The organism is Rhizobium sp. WW_1 (assembly GCF_003610155.1).
In the GTDB taxonomy this organism is placed as follows: domain Bacteria; phylum Pseudomonadota; class Alphaproteobacteria; order Rhizobiales; family Rhizobiaceae; genus Rhizobium; species Rhizobium tropici_A.
The window spans coordinates 1-16,909 of record NZ_RAIN01000042.1 but is presented as its reverse complement, the minus strand read 5'-3'; the positions used below and the strand labels follow the sequence as shown (position 1 = coordinate 16,909).

The following is a 16,909-nucleotide window of genomic DNA, read 5'->3' as shown; positions in this document are numbered from 1 at the left end:
ACCACCAATCAGCATCGCAGCCAATCAAGGAAACACCAGAGCGAAGGACTTCGTCGCCAGCAGCGCCGCCGCCCTCGTCAGTGATCGGGCTTATAAGGCCGGGGCTGCCTTACCGTCAATGGCCAATGAAGACAAAAGTTCCAAAATCTTACAAGTCATTGTAATAGAAGGATATTTAGTTCTGCACGTTCTCAGGTGCGAAACTTTCAACCTTGGCACGTCTTCACAGCAAGGCGGACAACGGCCAGTCGGCCCTGCGGGATGGTAGAGCGCCGTTCAGCCCTCCCCGGCATCGCCTCCATGATCCGTTCTCGATGCGAGGCGACCTCATTTGCCGCTGATCTCACGGCGCCGGATATGCCTGATACCGGTGATCACGCACCATCAGCCGGATAGGCCCGATGAGAGACGAAGCGGTGAAAGCAATAGGCCGCGGCCACAATCAGAACCGTTCCCGCAAGCATGGGCATGATCAGAAAAGACCAGGACGCACCTGCGACCAGAACGACGATGGGATCAGCTCCCGCAGGCGGATGCAGGGTTCCGGTTGCCTGCATGGCGGCGATAGCAAGACCGACCGCAAGCGCAAACGACAGGGGATGCGCACCAAGCAGCCCGAATACCGTCACTCCAATAAAGGCGGAGATGAGGTGCCCGCCTATGACGTTTTTCGGCTGCGCCAGCGGACTTTGCGGCAGGGCGAAGACCAGGACGCAGCTCGCGCCGAACGGCGCAACAAGAAGAGGCACGGCAAGCGACGCACCGAGTTGCGAGAGAATATAGATTACCAGAAAGCCGCCAAGGCCCGAAACGGCCGCCGGCCATATCCGGCGGCTGATACGGACATTCCAGCTCTCCAGGGGCACGTTGTTGATCTCGGTCATGATTGTTCGTCCCGGTGGAATCCAGCTCAAGGAGGGGTGCGGCGCGGTCAGTCCGCACCCCGGCCCATATCAGCCGCGTTTGAACCTCGCGGCCTCTTCGGAGCCGCTTGTTGCATTGCCGGCGCTATAGGAATGCGCGCCGGTTCCGGCAAGCTTGCCGCCATCGACGATCAGATATTCCTCGCGGATCGGGCGCCCCTCGAAGAAGCATTCGAGGATCTCGCGCGTGCCGGCCGCATAGCGCGTCTGGGCCGAAAGCGAGGTGCCGGAGATATGCGGCGTCATGCCGTGATGCGGCATGGTCCGCCAGGGATGATCCTTCGGCGCCGGCTGCGGGAACCAGACGTCACCGGCATAGCCGGCGAGCTGGCCGCTCTCAAGCGCCCGCGCAATTGCGTCGCGGTCGCAGAGCTTGCCGCGCGCGGTATTGACGAGATAGGCGCCGCGCTTGAAGTGCTTCAGCGTCTTGTCATTGACCATATGCTCGGTCTCGGGATGGAGCGGGCAATTGAGGGTGACGACGTCGCAAACCTCGTACAGCTCCTCGCGCGTCGCATGCTAGGTGAGACCAAGCTCCTTTTCCACGGATTCCGGCAGGCGGTGGCGATCGGTATAGTGCAGATGCATGTCGAACGGCTTCAGCCGCTTCAAGACGGCAAGTCCGATGCGGCCGGCGGCAACCGTACCCACATGCATCCCCTCGACATCATAGGACCGCGCGACGCAATCGGCGATGTTCCAGCCGCCTTTCACCACCCATTGATAGGAGGGGATATAGTTGCGCACGAGGCCGAGGATCATCATGACGACGTGTTCGGCGACGCTGATCGAGTTGCAATAGGTGACTTCCGCAACCGTGATGTCGCGATCGATGGCGGCCTGCAGATCGACATGGTCGGAACCGATGCCGGCCGTCAGTGCCAACTTCAGCTTCTTGGCCTTGGCAATGCGCTCCGCCGTGAGATAGGCCGGCCAGAAGGGCTGGGAGATAATGACGTCGGCATCGACGAGCTCTTTCTCGAGGACGGAATCCGGGCCATCCTTGTCGGAGGTGACGATGAGAGTATGGCCGTTCGCCTCGAGATATTTGCGCAGGCCCAACTCACCGGAGACACTTCCAAGCAGCGTGCCCGGCTTGAAGTCGATGGCTTTGGGCGTCGGCAGCGTCTGGCCGCCCGGATAATGCTCGATCTTCGGCAGATCGTCGCGGGCATAGGATTTGGGATAGCCATCGATGGGATCGTCGTAAAGAACGCAAACTACTTTTGCCATGTTCGTTTCCTCAGCTGCGACAGCAGGAAACACCCCGGAAACGCGTGTCATTACGCGCCGGTCAGACATATTGGTTCTGTCAGAAATTGCCGCAGTCAGCCTGTGCCGATGGCGGGCAGTCGCCGGTGTTTCCTAAAGCCGTGTTCCGTGCAATCGGAACCTCGTTTCAACGCTGACGATGGTCCCACACGGCCTGGCCGTCGGCAAATGAAAGCTTTCTACCGCGCAATAGACGATGTCGATGGCAACGCCACGGTCGTCCGACGCTCGAAATCCTCGTCGAAATTGGCGCCCTGCAAGGATTTCACCAAGGCCCTCGTCATCGGCGACTGAGGCGAACGATCGGACGTGACCAAGCCAAGCGCCTGCCTGTGCTGCGGATCGACGAGCTCGATGGAGGTCAGATCCGTCCTATCTCCAAGAATATAGAAGAAAGTATGCGGTACGATGCTGCACCAAAGGCCGTTGCGAATATGCGAGCAGACCGCGAGGAAGGAGTTGCTGACGACGGACGGTTTGATCAGCAAGCCGGCGGATGCCGCAACGGCATTGAGGATACGGCGGTTCTGCATATCCTCGCTCAGCAGGCATAGCGCCTGAGTTGAAGCCTCTGCCCAGCTCAACCGCCGCCGCGCCGCAAAGGGGTGGTCGGATCGGCAGACGAAGACATATCTTTCATGATAAAGCGGCAGCCGCTCAACGTGCTCCAGCGGCTCGTTTTCCAGATAGGTAAGGCCGCCATCGATCTCGAAGGCGTCGAGCCCATGTTGGATCGCACGCGACGTCATCGACTTGATCTCGATCGTCGCCTCCGGATGCGCCGCCATGAAGCGTTCCGAGAGGAAGGAGACGGAGGGCATGGCAGCCGGAACGATACCAAGCCGCAGCGTACCACGCAGACCCCTTGTCGTTCCGACAATCTCCCTTTGCAGGCTCTCATAGTCGAACAGGATCTGCCGACCCCATTCGAGAACACGCTCGCCCTCCGAAGTCAGGCCCATATAGCGATTTCCACGCGCAATCAGCGTGACGCGGAGATCATCCTCAAGCTTGCGGATCGCGGCCGACAAGGTCGGCTGCGTGATATGGCATAGCTCGGCCGCCCTTGCGAAGTGCTTCTCTTCAGCGAGCGTCACGACGAAGGAAAGATGTCTGATCAGCACGGGTATCCCCATCCATAGAGCGTTATATTTATTTAAATATAACGCTCTATGGATCAAGTCTTTTCCGGAGCGCAAGGCCGCCGAATGCCGGAATCCGTCCTGTCAGCTTTCAGAAGATGGTGAAGGGCATCTGTCTGCGTCTAAACGCCTATGCATCTTTCCATTTGGAAAATGTCGCCGCCTGCCCGCGCAAATTGCCGTCGCGATCCACGAGTTGCCAGACGATACCGTCCTCGATCCAGAACCGCCGTCCGGATTTTGCAATTCTGAGGCCGCGATAGCAGTCGATGAAGCCGTTCTGCGTCACGGCGTCGAGCAGCTTCTGACGCTCGGCACGATCCGGAAGTTCAGCCGAAAGCCGCGAGGGAAGCGTTATGAATTCGGCCCAGGGATATTCAAAGCAATTCTGGGCGGCCTTGTTGGCATAGACGAAACGCGGATCGGCATCCCTGTTGTGGGCGACGACCACGAACGGCGCCTCGCTGTAAAGCCAATCTGGCCCTGCGCCCGGAATGGCGAGAGGAAGGCCGACAATGCGCTGAAAACTGCCCGTCAGAAGGTCGAAGAACGCTTCGTCGGCCGACAAATCCACGGCATTGCCCTCAAGTCTCTCAATCATCCGTCTTGTTCCCGCCATCGTCCAGATCGACGGGATCGACACCTAGCAAATTACCTTACGTATCGAAAGCCATGGGGACGAGATGCTGCACCCTCGCAGCAATAGGCATGATGAACGCAATGGGTCGGGCATCATGCCCAGCATGAGATACAAGCAAGGCACATCCTGCGCGCCTTGCCTGCGATGGTAACCGCCTATTCCGGCAATTCGTCAGCATAGGCCGTGCCGGAAGCAAGCCACTCACCGATCCGTGCATCCGAATAGCCGAACTCGCGCAAGATCTCGCGGGTATGTTGTCCGACGAGCGGCGCCGGCTGGCGGATCGTCGCAGGCGTTTCCGAAAGGCGCACGGCTGGCGCCACCACCTGGACGGTACCGGCGCGCGGGTGCTCATAGCTCGTTACCAGTTGCATATGACGCACCTGCGGGTCTTCTGCCGCCTGCAGATGGGATTTGACCTCGCCGCACCAGATGTCTGCATCCAATAGAGCTTCCATCAGCGCTGCGCTCGTCCACTTGGCGGTCTCCACGGCAAGCCGGCGCCAGATTTCGTCGCGCTGTGCGAAAAGCTTTTCCGGATCGTCATAGGCAAGCAGCTCGTCATTGCCGAGCACGCCGACCAGCGTGCGATAGGGGCTCATCGCAATCGTTACCCAGCCGTCCTTCGTCGGATAGGTACCGAAGGGTGCGTCCATGCCGGGATGGCCGATGCCCGAGCGCGGCCGCTGGAAATCCTCGTTGAAATTGAGGGCCATGACCATTTCCTGGTTCTGGTGGGCAAGCATACCGGCCAGGAGGCTGACCTTGACCTCTTGCCCGAGCCCGGATTTTTCGCGCCAGTAGAGCGCGGAGAGAATACCGTAGACCATGTTCATCGCACCGATCTGATCGGAAAAGCCTGCACCGACCGGGGTCGGCGGCGCATCTGCCTGACCGGTTGCGGCCATGATGCCGGTCAGGCCCTGAACGAGCATGTCCTGGCCTGGGCGATCCACATAGGGGCCGTCTTCGCCATATCCCGAACCCGAGCAATAGATGATGCGCGGATTGACGGCGCGAAAATCCTCATAACCATACCCCAGCGTCTTCAACACGCCCGGCCGGAAATTCTGGACGACGATATCGGCGCTCTTGGCCATCTCCATGATGATGGACTTGGCTTCCGGTGATTTGAGATTGAGGGCGATGGAACGCTTGTTGCGGTTCCAGGCGAGGAAATTCGGGCTTTCGCTGCCGCCGACCCATTTGTTGCGGAAGGTAAGCGAGCGGAAGAGATCGCCCTTGCCCGGTCGCTCGATCTTGATGACATCTGCGCCCATATCGGCAAGCAATTGCGTCGCAAAGGGCCCTTGCAAAAGGTGCGAGAAGTCGAGGATGCGGATGCCCTTGAGCGCGGCGGGAGTGGAAGTTTCAGTCATGTCGTCATCCTCTGGTCTATTCGATAGGGCCTCGAGCTCCGTGGCGCGCCTGGCGCCAAAGGCTGCGAAGGAAGGCAAGCGTCGTTTCCGGGTTTTCGCGGCGCTCCAGCGCCGAGCGAATGCAATCGGCAGCCGCCGTCTGGAAGGCGATGTAGCCATCGAAGCGCGGCCGCAGCAGCGCCGTCTCCGCGGTGCCGAGTGTGTTGCAATAGAAGCCGCCCCACAGGCGGTTGACCTCGACATCCTGCCAGGCAGACCGCGCCGAAGGCTGACCGCCAAAGGCGGGGAAGATCTCGATCTGTGTCCGCATCGAGAGCAGCGAGGCAATATGCGCAAGAAGTTCGGGCGTTGGACGGCAGCGGCGCGAAAAAGCAATGCCTGTGCCGCCGATCACGCCACCCTTGCCGCCTTCGGAACGGATGGTATCGCTAAAGCCGACGGCGTTTGCGCCATAACGCCGGGACGCATAAGTCACATAACCGAACACCAACGGCACGAGCGCGATATCCTCGCTCCGCACCATGGCCTCCAGCAGCGCAATGGGATTGAGCCTTTCGCTGCCCATGGGCCGAAGTGCATGGAGCCTCTGCATGATATCGAGCGCGGCAAGCGCCTCGACATCGGATAGGAACCCTTCGCCGCCGACCTCGCCTCCTCCGCCCGCAACCATCGACATCAATGTCAGAACGGCGTGCGGACCCGCCAGGGAGAGGGCGACGGGCAGACGCTTGGCCTGCTCGACAAGCTCATCCCAATCGCGCGGCGGCTCCGCAATGCGGTCCACGCGGCGGGCCATGACCTGTGTCGCCACGTCGAGCGGCAGAGCCCATGTTTTGCCATCCCAATAATAGCTTGCGGAAGACGGGCCGACACTGTCTCGCCTCCAGGCCTGCAGCAACTCATCCGAATAAAGGTCTTCAAGTGGCAGGAAGCAACCCTCCGCCACCGCCTCGCCGATATGCGGGTGATCCATGACCAGCAGGTCGTTGCCCTCGGCAAGCTCGGCGATCGGTGCGCTTTCGAAGCCTTCCAGCGGCTGTTTGTTCCAATGGATGAGCCGCGTGGCGCGACCTTCGTTCACGCAACGCGCGGTTTCCGCCAGAGCATCATAGCCCCGGGGGTGATCCCAGGTGAGACCGACGAATGTCATGCGTCCCCCCGCCGCTCGCCGCTCTCTGCGTCGAAGATATGCATGCGCCCGGTTTCGAAGCTGAGTTCGACGGTGCTGCCGATCGGCCGCCCCTCTTCCGGCGCAAGCTTTGCCGCGATCAACGCACCACCGGCCTTGACGGTCAGGATGGTGCAATCGCCCAGAAGTTCGGAGGAAAAGACCGTACCGGTAAAATGACCGCCGCCCGCCGAGGCGAGCCTGATATGCTCGGGCCGGATGCCGACGACAATCTCACCGTCCGGCTGGCCGAGCACAAATCGACCACCCTCGCTTTCGAAGAAGCCGCCGGCAACGTACCCAGGAAGCAAGTTCATCGGCGGCGAGCCGATGAAGGCCGCAACGAACATATTTGCCGGACGGGCATAGATTTCCGCGGGCGTACCGATCTGCTGGATGACGGCCTTGTTCAAGACCACGATCCGATCGGCCAGTGTCATCGCCTCGACCTGATCATGCGTGACATAGATTGTGGTTACGCCGAGATCCCGCTGCAGGTTCTTGAGCTCGCCGCGCATGACCGTGCGCAGCTTGGCATCGAGGTTGGAAAGCGGCTCGTCCATGAGGAAGACCTGCGGCTTGCGCACGATGGCGCGCGCAAGCGCCACGCGCTGCCTCTGACCACCGGAGAGTTCAGCCGGACGGCGCGTCAGGAGATGCAGCATATCCACCTTCTGCGCGGCGTCGCGAACCAGCTGTTCACGCTTCGTCCGCTCAAGCCTGCGGATCTTCAGCGGATAACCGATATTCTCCCCGACGGTCATATGCGGATAGAGCGCATAGTTCTGGAACACCATGGCGAGATCGCGGTCGCGGGCCGGCATCTCGTTGACCCGGCGTCCGCCGATCAGGATATCACCTGATGTCGGCTCCTCCAGACCGGCGACGATGCGCATAGTTGTTGACTTGCCGCAACCCGAGGGTCCAAGCAGGACGAGGAATTCGCCGTCGCCGATGGTCAGATCCAGTCCGCCAAGCGCCGTATAGGAACCAAAGCTCTTGGTGAGCTTGCGCAACTCGATTGCGGCCATTTCAATTCAGTCCTTTCAGGAAATCGCGGCGCCAGGGCAGCTCGACACGGCGCCCCGCTCCGTCCATGATCGTCAGCGTGTCGGCGCTGACCGAAATCTCCGAGATCTCGGTCCAACCCTCAGGTCGCGGAACTGCACCGATCACATGGCGGATCACGTGGCGCCGCCCATCTGCCAATTGGAGCCCGGTTGCCACCCCTTCATCCGATACCGGATTCGGTTGTCCCGCCTCCGCCTCGCCGCTAAGTGCCGGCGCGCAGCCATCCTCTATGCCGGTCACGCCCAGATGCCTGCCATTCCACGGCGCATAGTCGCGGCCGCCGTTCGAGAACCACAGCATCGTGACCGGCAGGACGGAGGGATCTTTCAGACAGAAGACGATATCATCCTCGTTTTCGCGGATCACCGCCGACCATCCCAATACCGACCCTGGCGCTTCGACGAGAGTGACGAAATCCTCGTTGCGGCTACCGATTGGCCAGCGGGTGAGATCGACAGTCGCACCGTTTGCCCCCGCAACCCTTACGAGATCCGTCGAGCGTGTCGGATAGGCAAGGCAGGAGCGCCCCGGCTCCAGCGGCTGGGCCGGCGTCAGGACGGCCTTCTTCTTCGACGTGAAGAACCGGCCGCCGCCGGCAAGTCGGAACATCGGGTGATGGGCGACCGGCAGGACACCGCGGCCCCCTTCGATCAGGTGCTCCTGATAGAGCAGCGGCGCATCCTGCGAAAGTTCGAGCCGCTTGGTGATCAGCGCGCCGGAGACGTCGCGTAGGAGCACGAGGTGCATCCGCCCGGCATCCTTCGCCTGCAATCTCCAGGCGCTGTTGGCCGTCCAGCCATGGCCAGGCACGGCCGGATCAAGCGAGGTGCTGAACGGCGCGCAGAAGAAATCTCCCGCCAATCGCCGCTCAAGCGGCGAGATCGCCGGATTTGCCTGTACCTCAGGTTCGTCTCGCCATGGCGTGACGTGCAGCGGCTCGATAGAGCGCTCCCCGGAGCGCAGCTGCAGCAGCGGTATATTGCCGACGGAAGCATCGAATTGCAGTGTGCCGGCGGCAGTCTCTATGGAGTAAAGGTCGCTCATCATTCCCCCCTGATTGCGAGGCCGCCGTCGCAACGGACGATCTCGCCGGTGATGAAGCTCGCCCTGTCGGACGCCAGAAACACGACGAGTTCGGCAACCTCGCTCGGCTGGCCGAAGCGGCCGATCGGGTGCGCGCGGTTCCAGCTGTCGATCAGCGCCTGCGCATCCTCGGTTTCCTCGAAGATCTTTTCGTTCATCGGCGTCATGATCGTTCCGGGCGCGACCGCATTGACGCGGATGCCGGCCTTGGCGAGATCGATGGCGCATTGCCGCGTCAGCGCGATGATCGCACCCTTGGCGGCAGCATAGGCCGGCCAGCCCTGGAAGCCGATCAGGCCCTGCACGGAGGAAAGATTGACGATGGCGCCGCCGCCGCGTTCGCGCAGAAGCGGCACGCAGGCCTTCATCGTCCGCCAGAAGCCCGTGAGGTTCGTGTCGATGACCGTTGTCCAGCGTTCTTCGTCGATTTCATCAATGACGCCGTTCAACGCAATCGCCGCATTGTTGACAATGATGTCCAATCCGCCGAAGCGCGCCTTGGCAAGCGCGGCCATGGCCTGCATGTCGGCAAGCTTACGGACATCACCGTGGCTGAAGACCACGGATCGGCCGAGAGCTTTGGCGAGAGCCTCGCCGGCTGCATCGTCGATGTCCGAGAAGACGACTTCGGCGCCGCGAGCGGCAAAAAGCTCCACGCAGGAGCGGCCTATGCCCTTTGCGCCACCGGTTATGGCGACGACTTTACCCTTGAATTCCATGGCTATTCCATCCTGAACTGGGGATCGCGTTTTTCGAGGAAGGCATCGATCCCCTCCTGTCCATCGGCCGTCGAATAGAGGCGGAACAGCACCTCCTGTTCCAGGCTCTTCGCGGTTTCGATATCGGCGCTTGCGCCTTCCCGCAGCAGCCGCTTCATCTCGGCAGCGGCAAGCGGCGCTACTTTCAAACAGGCGCGCGCGCGACGCAGGATCGCCTCATCCATCTCCTCCGCCGGAACGACATCGGCGGCAATACCGAGCTGCAAGGCGCGTTGCGCGGACAATCGCCAACCAGCGAGCAGCAGGTCTGATGCCGCATATTTTCCGACGGCGCGCACAAGCCTTTGCGTTCCTCCACCCCCCGGGCAAAGGCCAAGCCTTCCTTCCGGAAGGCCGAGCTGTGCGGTATCAGCCAAGATCAGGATGTCACAGCAGAGCGCGATCTCGAAGCCGCCGCCCAGGGCAAATCCGTCAACGGCGCAGATGACCGGCTTGGCGATGCGTTCGAGCATATCGAACACGCGACGCGAGTTGAGCTGATAGGCGATGAATTCCGCGCGTTTGTCGCCCTGATATTCTGCAATGTCCGCGCCAGCGACGAAGGCCTTGCCGCCAGCGCCGCGAAGGACGATGACGCGCACGCCGCGATCGGCGGCGGCCTCGATGAGCGCCGTCTCGAATTCACGCATCAGCGGCGTCGAGAGCGCATTCAGCTTCTCGGGCCTGTTGAAAAGGATCTGGCGGATGCCGGGAAGCAGATCGGATGTTTCGATCAGCGCCATGGTCTAACCTTTCACCGCACCGGCGGTGATGCCGGCGACGAAATAGCGTTGCAGGAAGAAGAAGATCGCCATGACGGGCAGCGACACCATGACCGAGGAGGCCATGAGCTCGCCATACCGGATGCCGTATTGGCCGATGAAATCGTTGAGGCCGACGGGAAGGGTTCGCATGTCCTTCGTCGATGTGAAGGACAGGGCGAACAGGAACTCCTGCCAGGTAACGATCAGCACATAGACGGACGTGGCGATCAGGCCCGGGCGTGAAAGCGGCACGACGATATCCCAGAAGATCCGCATCGGTGTCGCGCCGTCGACGGCGGCAGATTCTTCGATCGAGGCCGGAAGCTTCAGGAGAAAACCGCGCAGCATCCAGATTGCCACGGGTAAGGTAACCGAGACATAGGCGAGGATCAGCGACCAATAGGTGTTCAAGAGCCCCGCACTGCGCATCATCTTGTAGATCGGGATGATGATGGCGGAGTGTGGAAACATCTGCGCGAGAACCACCAGCCCGACGAGTGCCGACATCGCCGCCAGTTGCGCCCGCGTGAAACTGTAGGCAGCGAGCAATCCGAGCGTCACGGTGATGATCACCGTCGAGAGCGAGACGACGAGCGAATTGAAGAAATAGGTCCGAAATTCCGGGCGGAACGCCGTTACGTAGTTGTCGATGGTCGGGCTGCTTGGCCAGAGCCGGGCGGGGATCGCGAATGGCTCCGTCGCAGGCTTCAGGCTGACGGAAAACATCCAGAAGAAGGGCAGCAGCACCGCAGCGGCCAGGAGGAGCTGCAGGAGCATCAGGATGAGGCGGGTGGAGCGGGACTGTTTCATGCCGCAGCCCTCCGGCGGTTGGCGCCGCCCTGGACGATGGCATAGAGCGCGACCAGGAGCGCAAGGACGAGGATCGAGAACACGCCATAGGTGGCAGCTTCGCCGAAACGGAACTGGCCAAAGCCCGTCTCGAAGATCTTGGTCGGGAAGATATGGGTTGCCGATTGCGGGCCGCCCTTCGTCAGCACCCAGATAATGTCGAAATAGTTGAAGGTGAGGATCAGCGTCAGCACGATATTGACGACCACCACGTCGCGGATCGCAGGCAGCGTGACGTCGAAGAGCCTGCGCACCGGGCCGGCGCCATCGAGCGTTGCAGCTTCGATCTGGCTCTGATCGACATTCTGCAGCGCCGCCAGATAGATCAGCATGGAGAAGGGAAAGCCCTTCCACACCGCTGCAACGATCACCGACGCCATGGCCATGCGGCTATCGGCAAGCCAGGCGATGCTGTGGTCGATCAGGCCGACCTGCAGAAGCAGCGAATTTACCAGGCCAAGCTGCGGATCGTACATGAAGCGCCAGAGGATGGCGGCGACCACACCAGGCAGGATGAAGGGCAAAAGCACGATGGCCCGCAGCACGCCCTGCATCGGAAGCTGCTGATTGAGAAGAAGCGCCGTCAGGAAACCGAGGATGTTCTGCAGCAGCACGACGCCGAGCGTCCAGACGATCGAATTCAGCAGAACCGTATAGAACGTGCCGTCGGCAAGAACGCGCTGGTAGAGCGCGAAACCGACGAACTTCGGATCGGGATTCAAAAAGCTGGTTTCGTGAAAGCTCTCGTAGACAGTGCCGAGCATCGGATAATAGAGCATGACCGCCATCACGACGAGGGCGGGAGCAAGAAGCAGCCAGTGTAACCAGCGATCTTGGCGCATTGGAAAAACCTTGTCCTGGGACCGCATCCCGGTTTCGGGATGCGGCCGAAGGTGGAATTACTTGAGGGTATCGATGACGCTGCAGGCCTTGGCAGCGGCAGCTTTGGGATCATTGCCCGCATAGATGTCCTGGAACATCGCGATCTGGGCATCGGCAAGCTCAAGATAGCGCGGCGAGAGCGGGCGCGCCTTGGCATTGTCGAGCTGTGTCATGATGGCCTGCGGGTCTTTGCGGTTCTTCTGCAGGAAGGCTTCGGCTGCCTTCTTGTTGGCCGGAATGAGGTCGACCACGTCGCCGTTGACATCGGCGCGCACCATGAACTGGATGAACTTCCAGGCCGCTTCCTGATGCTTGGAGGATTGGAAGACCGCAAGGTTCCAGCCCCCGAACGTGCCGACAGGCGTCTTGCCCGCCGGTGCCGTTCCATTGACGAAGCCCCAGTCGATCTTGCTCTCTTGCAGGGTCGGCTGTTCCAGCGCCGGCCAGAACTCGATGGCCAGCGAGCCGTTGAGGAACAGTTCGCGCATGTCGCCGGAGGAAGCATTCAGAATGCCTGCAGGCGCGGACTTGGCAAGCCCCTGCAGATAAGTCAGCGCCTCGATAGCCGGTGCTTCCGTCAGTGCGCAGCTGCCATCTTCCTTCAGGATGCGGCCACCATTGGAGAAGATGAAGGAGTCGCCGACGACAACCGTATCCTCACCCTTGTGGCCGAAGAGGCCGACGCCGAACTTGCCGTTTGTTGTCAGCTTCTCGGCAGCGCTCTTCAGTCCGTCGAAGGTCGAGAGGCTGGCGGGGTCGATCTTGGCTGCATCCAGCAGCGCCTTGTTATAGTAGCTGAACTGCCAGACATCGACGTTGAAGGGGATGCCGTAGAGCTTGCTGTCGAGCACCGCCGAATCCCACGCGCCGCCGAAAAAGCCGTCGCGGGAGATACCAGCAGCGCTTGCCTGTCCGGTCAGATCGGCAATTGCGCCCGCCTTGGCGAAGGCACCGACCCAGATCTGATCAAGCGTGGCAACGTCAGGCGCATTGCCGCCCTGGACGGCGGTCAGCAGGCGCTGCTGATATTCCGGATAGGGAACCGTCGTCACCTCGATCTTGATATCGGGGTTTTCCTTCATGAAGCGCTCGACGGCTGCCTTCTGCACGTCCGATAGGCCGCTCTCGGTCTGCTGGTTGTCCCAGAATTGCAGCGTCGTCTGCTCGGCCAGCGCCGATCCTGCGGCAAGCAATGCCGCTCCCAGTGTTGCGGCCTTCAATAGTGATTTCATCATGGTTCTCCTCCCTTGATATACGATTGTTCTAGAGTTGGTTCTGATATGTCCCGCCGCCGTCCGGCAGCGGTTCGGAAAGGACTTCGCCGGCGATCAACACGTCGACGCCGACCGAACGGAACCGCTGTCGCTCCTCAGGCAAGGCGCCGTCATCGGTCAGCACAGAACCGACTTGCGATATGCCGGCGATGCGATGATTGGCGTCGGAGCCGAGCGCAACGCTGTCGGCAAGGACGATCGTCGCTTGCGACGCGCTGATGAGCCGCCGAGCGGCAAGTGCGCGCCGCTCGTCGAGCGAGGACAGGCCGAAGCCGGATGTCACGCCATCCGCCGCGATGAACGCCAGATGCGGGCGGACCTGTTCGAAAATCGCGCCGACGCTCGGCCCGACCAGGCAGCGATCGGTCTTCTGATATTCTCCTGCCGTCAGGATCACCTTTACGGCGGCGACGTCTTCCAGCGCATGCAGCACGTCGAGAGAGTTGGTGACGATCGTGACGCCGTGGAGCTGCTCCGGCCCGTGCGAGGCGATGTTGCGTATTTCCTCCGAAAGGAAGAGATTTGCCTGGCCGTCATTGAGCGCGACGACCATACCCGGCCGCAGCAGCAGAGCGGCCGTCTGCGCAATTTCGCGGCGCAGACGGGCAATCTCGGCCGAAATACCGTGATGCGGCGGCGAGACCACCAGCATTGCTCCATAAGCCTGGCAACGTGCCTGCATGGCGCTCGCCATGCTGCGATACCAGTCATGTGCGGGATAATGCGGCAGAAAGCCGATGCGGCGGGACCGTAAAAGCTTGGTGTTGAAACCGAGCCGGATGCTGCTCAGCCGCTCAAGCACCTCCTCCTTCAGGCGCCAGCCTTCCGCACCATTTTCGAAATAATCGGCAAGCGTCAGCGGCGTGATGACGGCGTGCGGCGTGACAGTATCGGACGGGGATTGTCCGAGGATTCCGAGCACGGCCATATCGATACCCAGGCGCCCGACCACTTCCGGAAACAGGGCGCCGACAGCCCGCAACGGCCCCGTCTCGGCGAGCCGTGCCATGAAGGCGGCGCTCTCGCCGCCCATCGAATAGACGGCAACCTGCCTCTTGATGCGCTCGGCCGCCTCGATCCCCGCAATCGCGGCATGATCGTTGACGGCAAAGACGAGATTGATCGCCTCGTCGGCGGCGAAGGCATCATGCGCTACCCGCAAGCCGATCCTGTAGCTGCCCTGTCCGTTCACGCGATGAACAGCGACCGGTCGCAGACCGCCTTCCGCCAAACCCGCCTCGAATCCCGCAACACGATCGCGTGTATTGGGCAGTTCGGCAACGCCGATCACCAGCATGGAGACCGGCTTGCCGGCCATCTCGGCTGCCGCCAAACGCCCAAGTTCGACACCCGCGGTGAAGTTATCCGGCCCGAGATAGGCCCCGCCCTCCTGGGCCGCGCTTTCGGCGATGAACGGAATTCCGCGCCGAACGATTTCGCGCCGCAGCACATTGCTTCCTCGACCGATGATCGGCGGAAGAATGACGGCATTCAAAGAGTCGAGATCGGATTCGAGCGGGCCAATTTCGACACCTGGCAAAGCACCTTTGGAACGAACGATCGCCTCATCCGAAAGCACTGCCCCGCCATGACGGCGCCGGACCGCGCCAAGCTCATCAAGCTGGGCGAGATCACGCCGAAGCGTCACCGCAGCAATGCCGGGCATGGCGCGGCGCAGATCCTCCATGCTTACGACGCCCTGCTGGCGAAGAAGCGAGAGTATTCTGGCGTGTCGTTGTTCCTTGATCATATGATCTCCTCTGGCACGGAAACTCGCGCAACATCATCTCCTCTTCAATGAAAAGATCACCAATTGCCACGCCGCCCGTGCGCATTCGTCGCCAAACGATCAAAATCGATCAATTGACGAATTCTCATATATTGCGGGATGCTTCCAAAGTCGCACGGGAGGGCGCGCGCATGCGCTCAGCGGCAACGCGTGGCGCTTACCTGTCGGAATCCATCGGACGGGGAGACAGTCGAGCCATTCTTGCGGCTGTCAAAGGGCGGAATCAGCCATCGGCATCGCATCCATGCGAGTGCGAACTGCGGCAACCGGCTATAGCCCCTATAACATCGAGAAGGCCCGCCAATCATGCGGAAGCGGATTGGCGGGCCTCTATAAGGAAAGCGATATTCTGGGGATTACGGCCGTTCGCCGGCCGCGAGACGCCGTTCGATATCTTCAATAACGGGCATCAGATCGGCAACCGTATCGATGATGTAATGCGCGCCTTGCGCCTTCAGTGCGCCGGCGGCACGCTCGCGAACCTTGGCAAGTGCATCCGGAGCCATCCCGGCGATCTCCTGCGGAGTGAGCCCCGCCTCGTTGCCGCTGAGCGCAACGCCGACAGTCCAGCAGCCGGCGGCAACACCTTCGTCGATGCCGACGCCGGTATCATCCACCTTGACCACCGCCTGCGCCGGCCAGACATCGAGATCGAGGAAGCATTTGTACATGTTCATCGGCGTCGGACGCCCATGCGGCAGATCGCCGGCGCATACGAGATTGTCGACCTCATAGCCCTGCTGTTTCGCAAGCGGCAGAACGCGCTCCATGATCGAGCGGGTGTAGCCCGTCGTGGAACCGATCTTCATGCCGCGCTGACGCAGCGCTCCAACGACGTCGGTCGTACCGGGAACGAGATCGGCGAATTTATGCACGACCTCTTCGTTCATCGGCACGAAAACTTCGTAGACCGTGTCGACATCGGCTGATGTCGGGGCCTTGCCGTGATGCGCGGTCCACAGCTCGCGGATGCGCGGCTGCTTCAGCATGGCGTCGATGTGGTCCCATTTCGGACGCCCCATCGGCTCGCGCGCTTCGGCGATGGTGACCTCGATGCCGAAGCGGCTGAAGGCCTCGACGAACACGCCCATGGGCGCGAAGGACCCGAAATCGATGACCGTCCCCGCCCAATCGAAGACAACGGCTTTCAAATGGCTCACTGGTTTCACTCCCAAGAACAAGATGTTGAAGCATAGAGATCGTCGACGACCTGCTCGCCCAAGGCGAAACCGGTCGATGCGCCCGTTCCGCCCGTCACCATGACGAGACGGATATGATCGGCGGGACGCTCGACCAGCACCGTCCGCTCCTTGGACGAGGCATAGGTGCCGATCCAGCGATTGACGACGGTGCGGCCCGGAAGATCGAACACGCGGTCGAATTCGTCGAGGATCAGTCGGTCGAAGCGCTCGCTTGCAAATGGCTGCTGCGCATTGCCATAGACGTGGCTGTCGCCGACGACGAGCGAACCATCGGCTGACTGCACGGCGATCAGATGAATTCCGGCGGCGCGGCTTTCGGCCTCTTCGCGATCGAGCCGGTCTTTAAGCGCCTGCGCCTCCGGCAGATCGGCAAAACCTTCGTAGCGGGCGAGGCTCATATCCGACATGACGGCGGCGCCGAACCGGCTCGGCTCGGCGGGTGCAACGCGGAGCATCTGCAGCGTGCAGATCGTGAGAGCATGCTTGGCAATAACGTCGGGGAAGAGCGTTGAGAAATCGTCGCCGGGGCAGGCGACCACCGCTTCCGCCTCGATCGTACCATGGCTGGTTTCGATCCGAGTCCCGCCGATGGCGCGAACGGCCGTGTTCCAGCGAAATTCGGCTCTGACGCACATTTGCTGCTGTGCAGGTCTACGACGCACCGATCAACCGCGCCTGCAGGAGATCGAGTTTTGCTCTTCCGTACATCTGGC

The 16,909-nt window shown here is 61.3% G+C and carries 16 protein-coding genes and 1 pseudogene; 1 reads left to right on the top strand and 16 read right to left on the bottom strand.

The genetic code is table 11. The features are described from left to right. Window positions 1-268, top strand: a 268-nt coding sequence (locus BJ928_RS39265; protein ID WP_210211185.1) for a hypothetical protein, incomplete at its 5' end; no start/stop codon positions are given. 106 nt (window positions 269-374) lie between these two features. Here BJ928_RS39265 and BJ928_RS37920 read toward each other — a convergent pair. From BJ928_RS37920 to BJ928_RS37845, 16 genes and pseudogenes are all read right to left on the bottom strand, one after another. Next, a complete protein-coding gene (locus BJ928_RS37920; RefSeq protein ID WP_047636862.1) occupies window positions 375-884 on the bottom strand; it encodes an HPP family protein in 510 nt (169 codons plus the stop codon). Window positions 885-953: 69 nt separating this feature from the next. Further along, window positions 954-2,156: pseudogene (locus BJ928_RS37915) on the bottom strand (NAD-dependent formate dehydrogenase). Between the two features lie 218 nt (window positions 2,157-2,374). Continuing rightward, window positions 2,375-3,319, bottom strand: coding sequence for a LysR family transcriptional regulator (locus BJ928_RS37910; RefSeq protein WP_047636861.1), 945 nt, complete (start codon window positions 3,317-3,319; stop codon window positions 2,375-2,377). Window positions 3,320-3,467: 148 nt separating this feature from the next. Further along, window positions 3,468-3,938, bottom strand: a complete 471-nt coding sequence (locus BJ928_RS37905) for an MEKHLA domain-containing protein (RefSeq protein ID WP_047636860.1) — start codon at window positions 3,936-3,938, stop codon at window positions 3,468-3,470. A gap of 194 nt (window positions 3,939-4,132) precedes the next feature. Next, window positions 4,133-5,356, bottom strand: coding sequence for a CaiB/BaiF CoA-transferase family protein (locus BJ928_RS37900; RefSeq protein ID WP_047636858.1), 1,224 nt, complete (start codon window positions 5,354-5,356; stop codon window positions 4,133-4,135). Window positions 5,357-5,372: 16 nt separating this feature from the next. After that, window positions 5,373-6,506: an extracellular solute-binding protein gene (locus BJ928_RS37895; RefSeq protein WP_047636857.1), complete on the bottom strand. Its 1,134-nt coding sequence runs from the start codon at window positions 6,504-6,506 to the stop codon at window positions 5,373-5,375. After that, the gene (locus tag BJ928_RS37890; protein WP_047636855.1) at window positions 6,503-7,555 is read right to left on the bottom strand and encodes an ABC transporter ATP-binding protein; all 1,053 of its coding nucleotides are present in this window, start codon (window positions 7,553-7,555) and stop codon (window positions 6,503-6,505) included. Before BJ928_RS37890 ends, BJ928_RS37895 begins: the two co-directional genes overlap by 4 nt. A gap of 1 nt (window position 7,556) precedes the next feature. Then, window positions 7,557-8,642: a hypothetical protein gene (locus tag BJ928_RS37885; protein ID WP_052228057.1), complete on the bottom strand. Its 1,086-nt coding sequence runs from the start codon at window positions 8,640-8,642 to the stop codon at window positions 7,557-7,559. Beyond that, entirely contained in the window at window positions 8,639-9,397 is a 759-nt protein-coding gene (locus BJ928_RS37880; protein ID WP_047636853.1) for an SDR family NAD(P)-dependent oxidoreductase, read from the bottom strand. The genes BJ928_RS37885 and BJ928_RS37880 overlap by 4 nt, the downstream gene beginning before the upstream one ends. A gap of 2 nt (window positions 9,398-9,399) precedes the next feature. Continuing rightward, window positions 9,400-10,179, bottom strand: coding sequence for an enoyl-CoA hydratase-related protein (locus BJ928_RS37875; RefSeq protein WP_047636852.1), 780 nt, complete (start codon window positions 10,177-10,179; stop codon window positions 9,400-9,402). 3 nt (window positions 10,180-10,182) lie between these two features. Then, the gene (locus BJ928_RS37870) at window positions 10,183-11,010 is read right to left on the bottom strand and encodes a carbohydrate ABC transporter permease (RefSeq protein WP_047636851.1); all 828 of its coding nucleotides are present in this window, start codon (window positions 11,008-11,010) and stop codon (window positions 10,183-10,185) included. Then, window positions 11,007-11,891 carry a sugar ABC transporter permease gene (locus BJ928_RS37865; RefSeq protein ID WP_052228058.1) on the bottom strand — a complete coding sequence of 295 codons (885 nt, stop codon included), beginning with the start codon at window positions 11,889-11,891 and terminating at the stop codon, window positions 11,007-11,009. Before BJ928_RS37865 ends, BJ928_RS37870 begins: the two co-directional genes overlap by 4 nt. 57 nt (window positions 11,892-11,948) lie before the next feature. After that, window positions 11,949-13,166, bottom strand: coding sequence for a sugar ABC transporter substrate-binding protein (locus BJ928_RS37860; protein WP_245432822.1), 1,218 nt, complete (start codon window positions 13,164-13,166; stop codon window positions 11,949-11,951). 28 nt (window positions 13,167-13,194) lie between these two features. Further along, window positions 13,195-14,955, bottom strand: coding sequence for a substrate-binding domain-containing protein (locus BJ928_RS37855; protein WP_047636848.1), 1,761 nt, complete (start codon window positions 14,953-14,955; stop codon window positions 13,195-13,197). Window positions 14,956-15,350: 395 nt separating this feature from the next. Beyond that, window positions 15,351-16,154: a phosphonoacetaldehyde hydrolase gene (gene phnX, locus BJ928_RS37850; RefSeq protein WP_047636847.1), complete on the bottom strand. Its 804-nt coding sequence runs from the start codon at window positions 16,152-16,154 to the stop codon at window positions 15,351-15,353. A 5-nt stretch (window positions 16,155-16,159) separates the two neighbouring features. Then, entirely contained in the window at window positions 16,160-16,831 is a 672-nt protein-coding gene (locus tag BJ928_RS37845; RefSeq protein WP_120296859.1) for an FAD-dependent oxidoreductase, read from the bottom strand. Window positions 16,832-16,909: the final 78 nt, after the last annotated feature.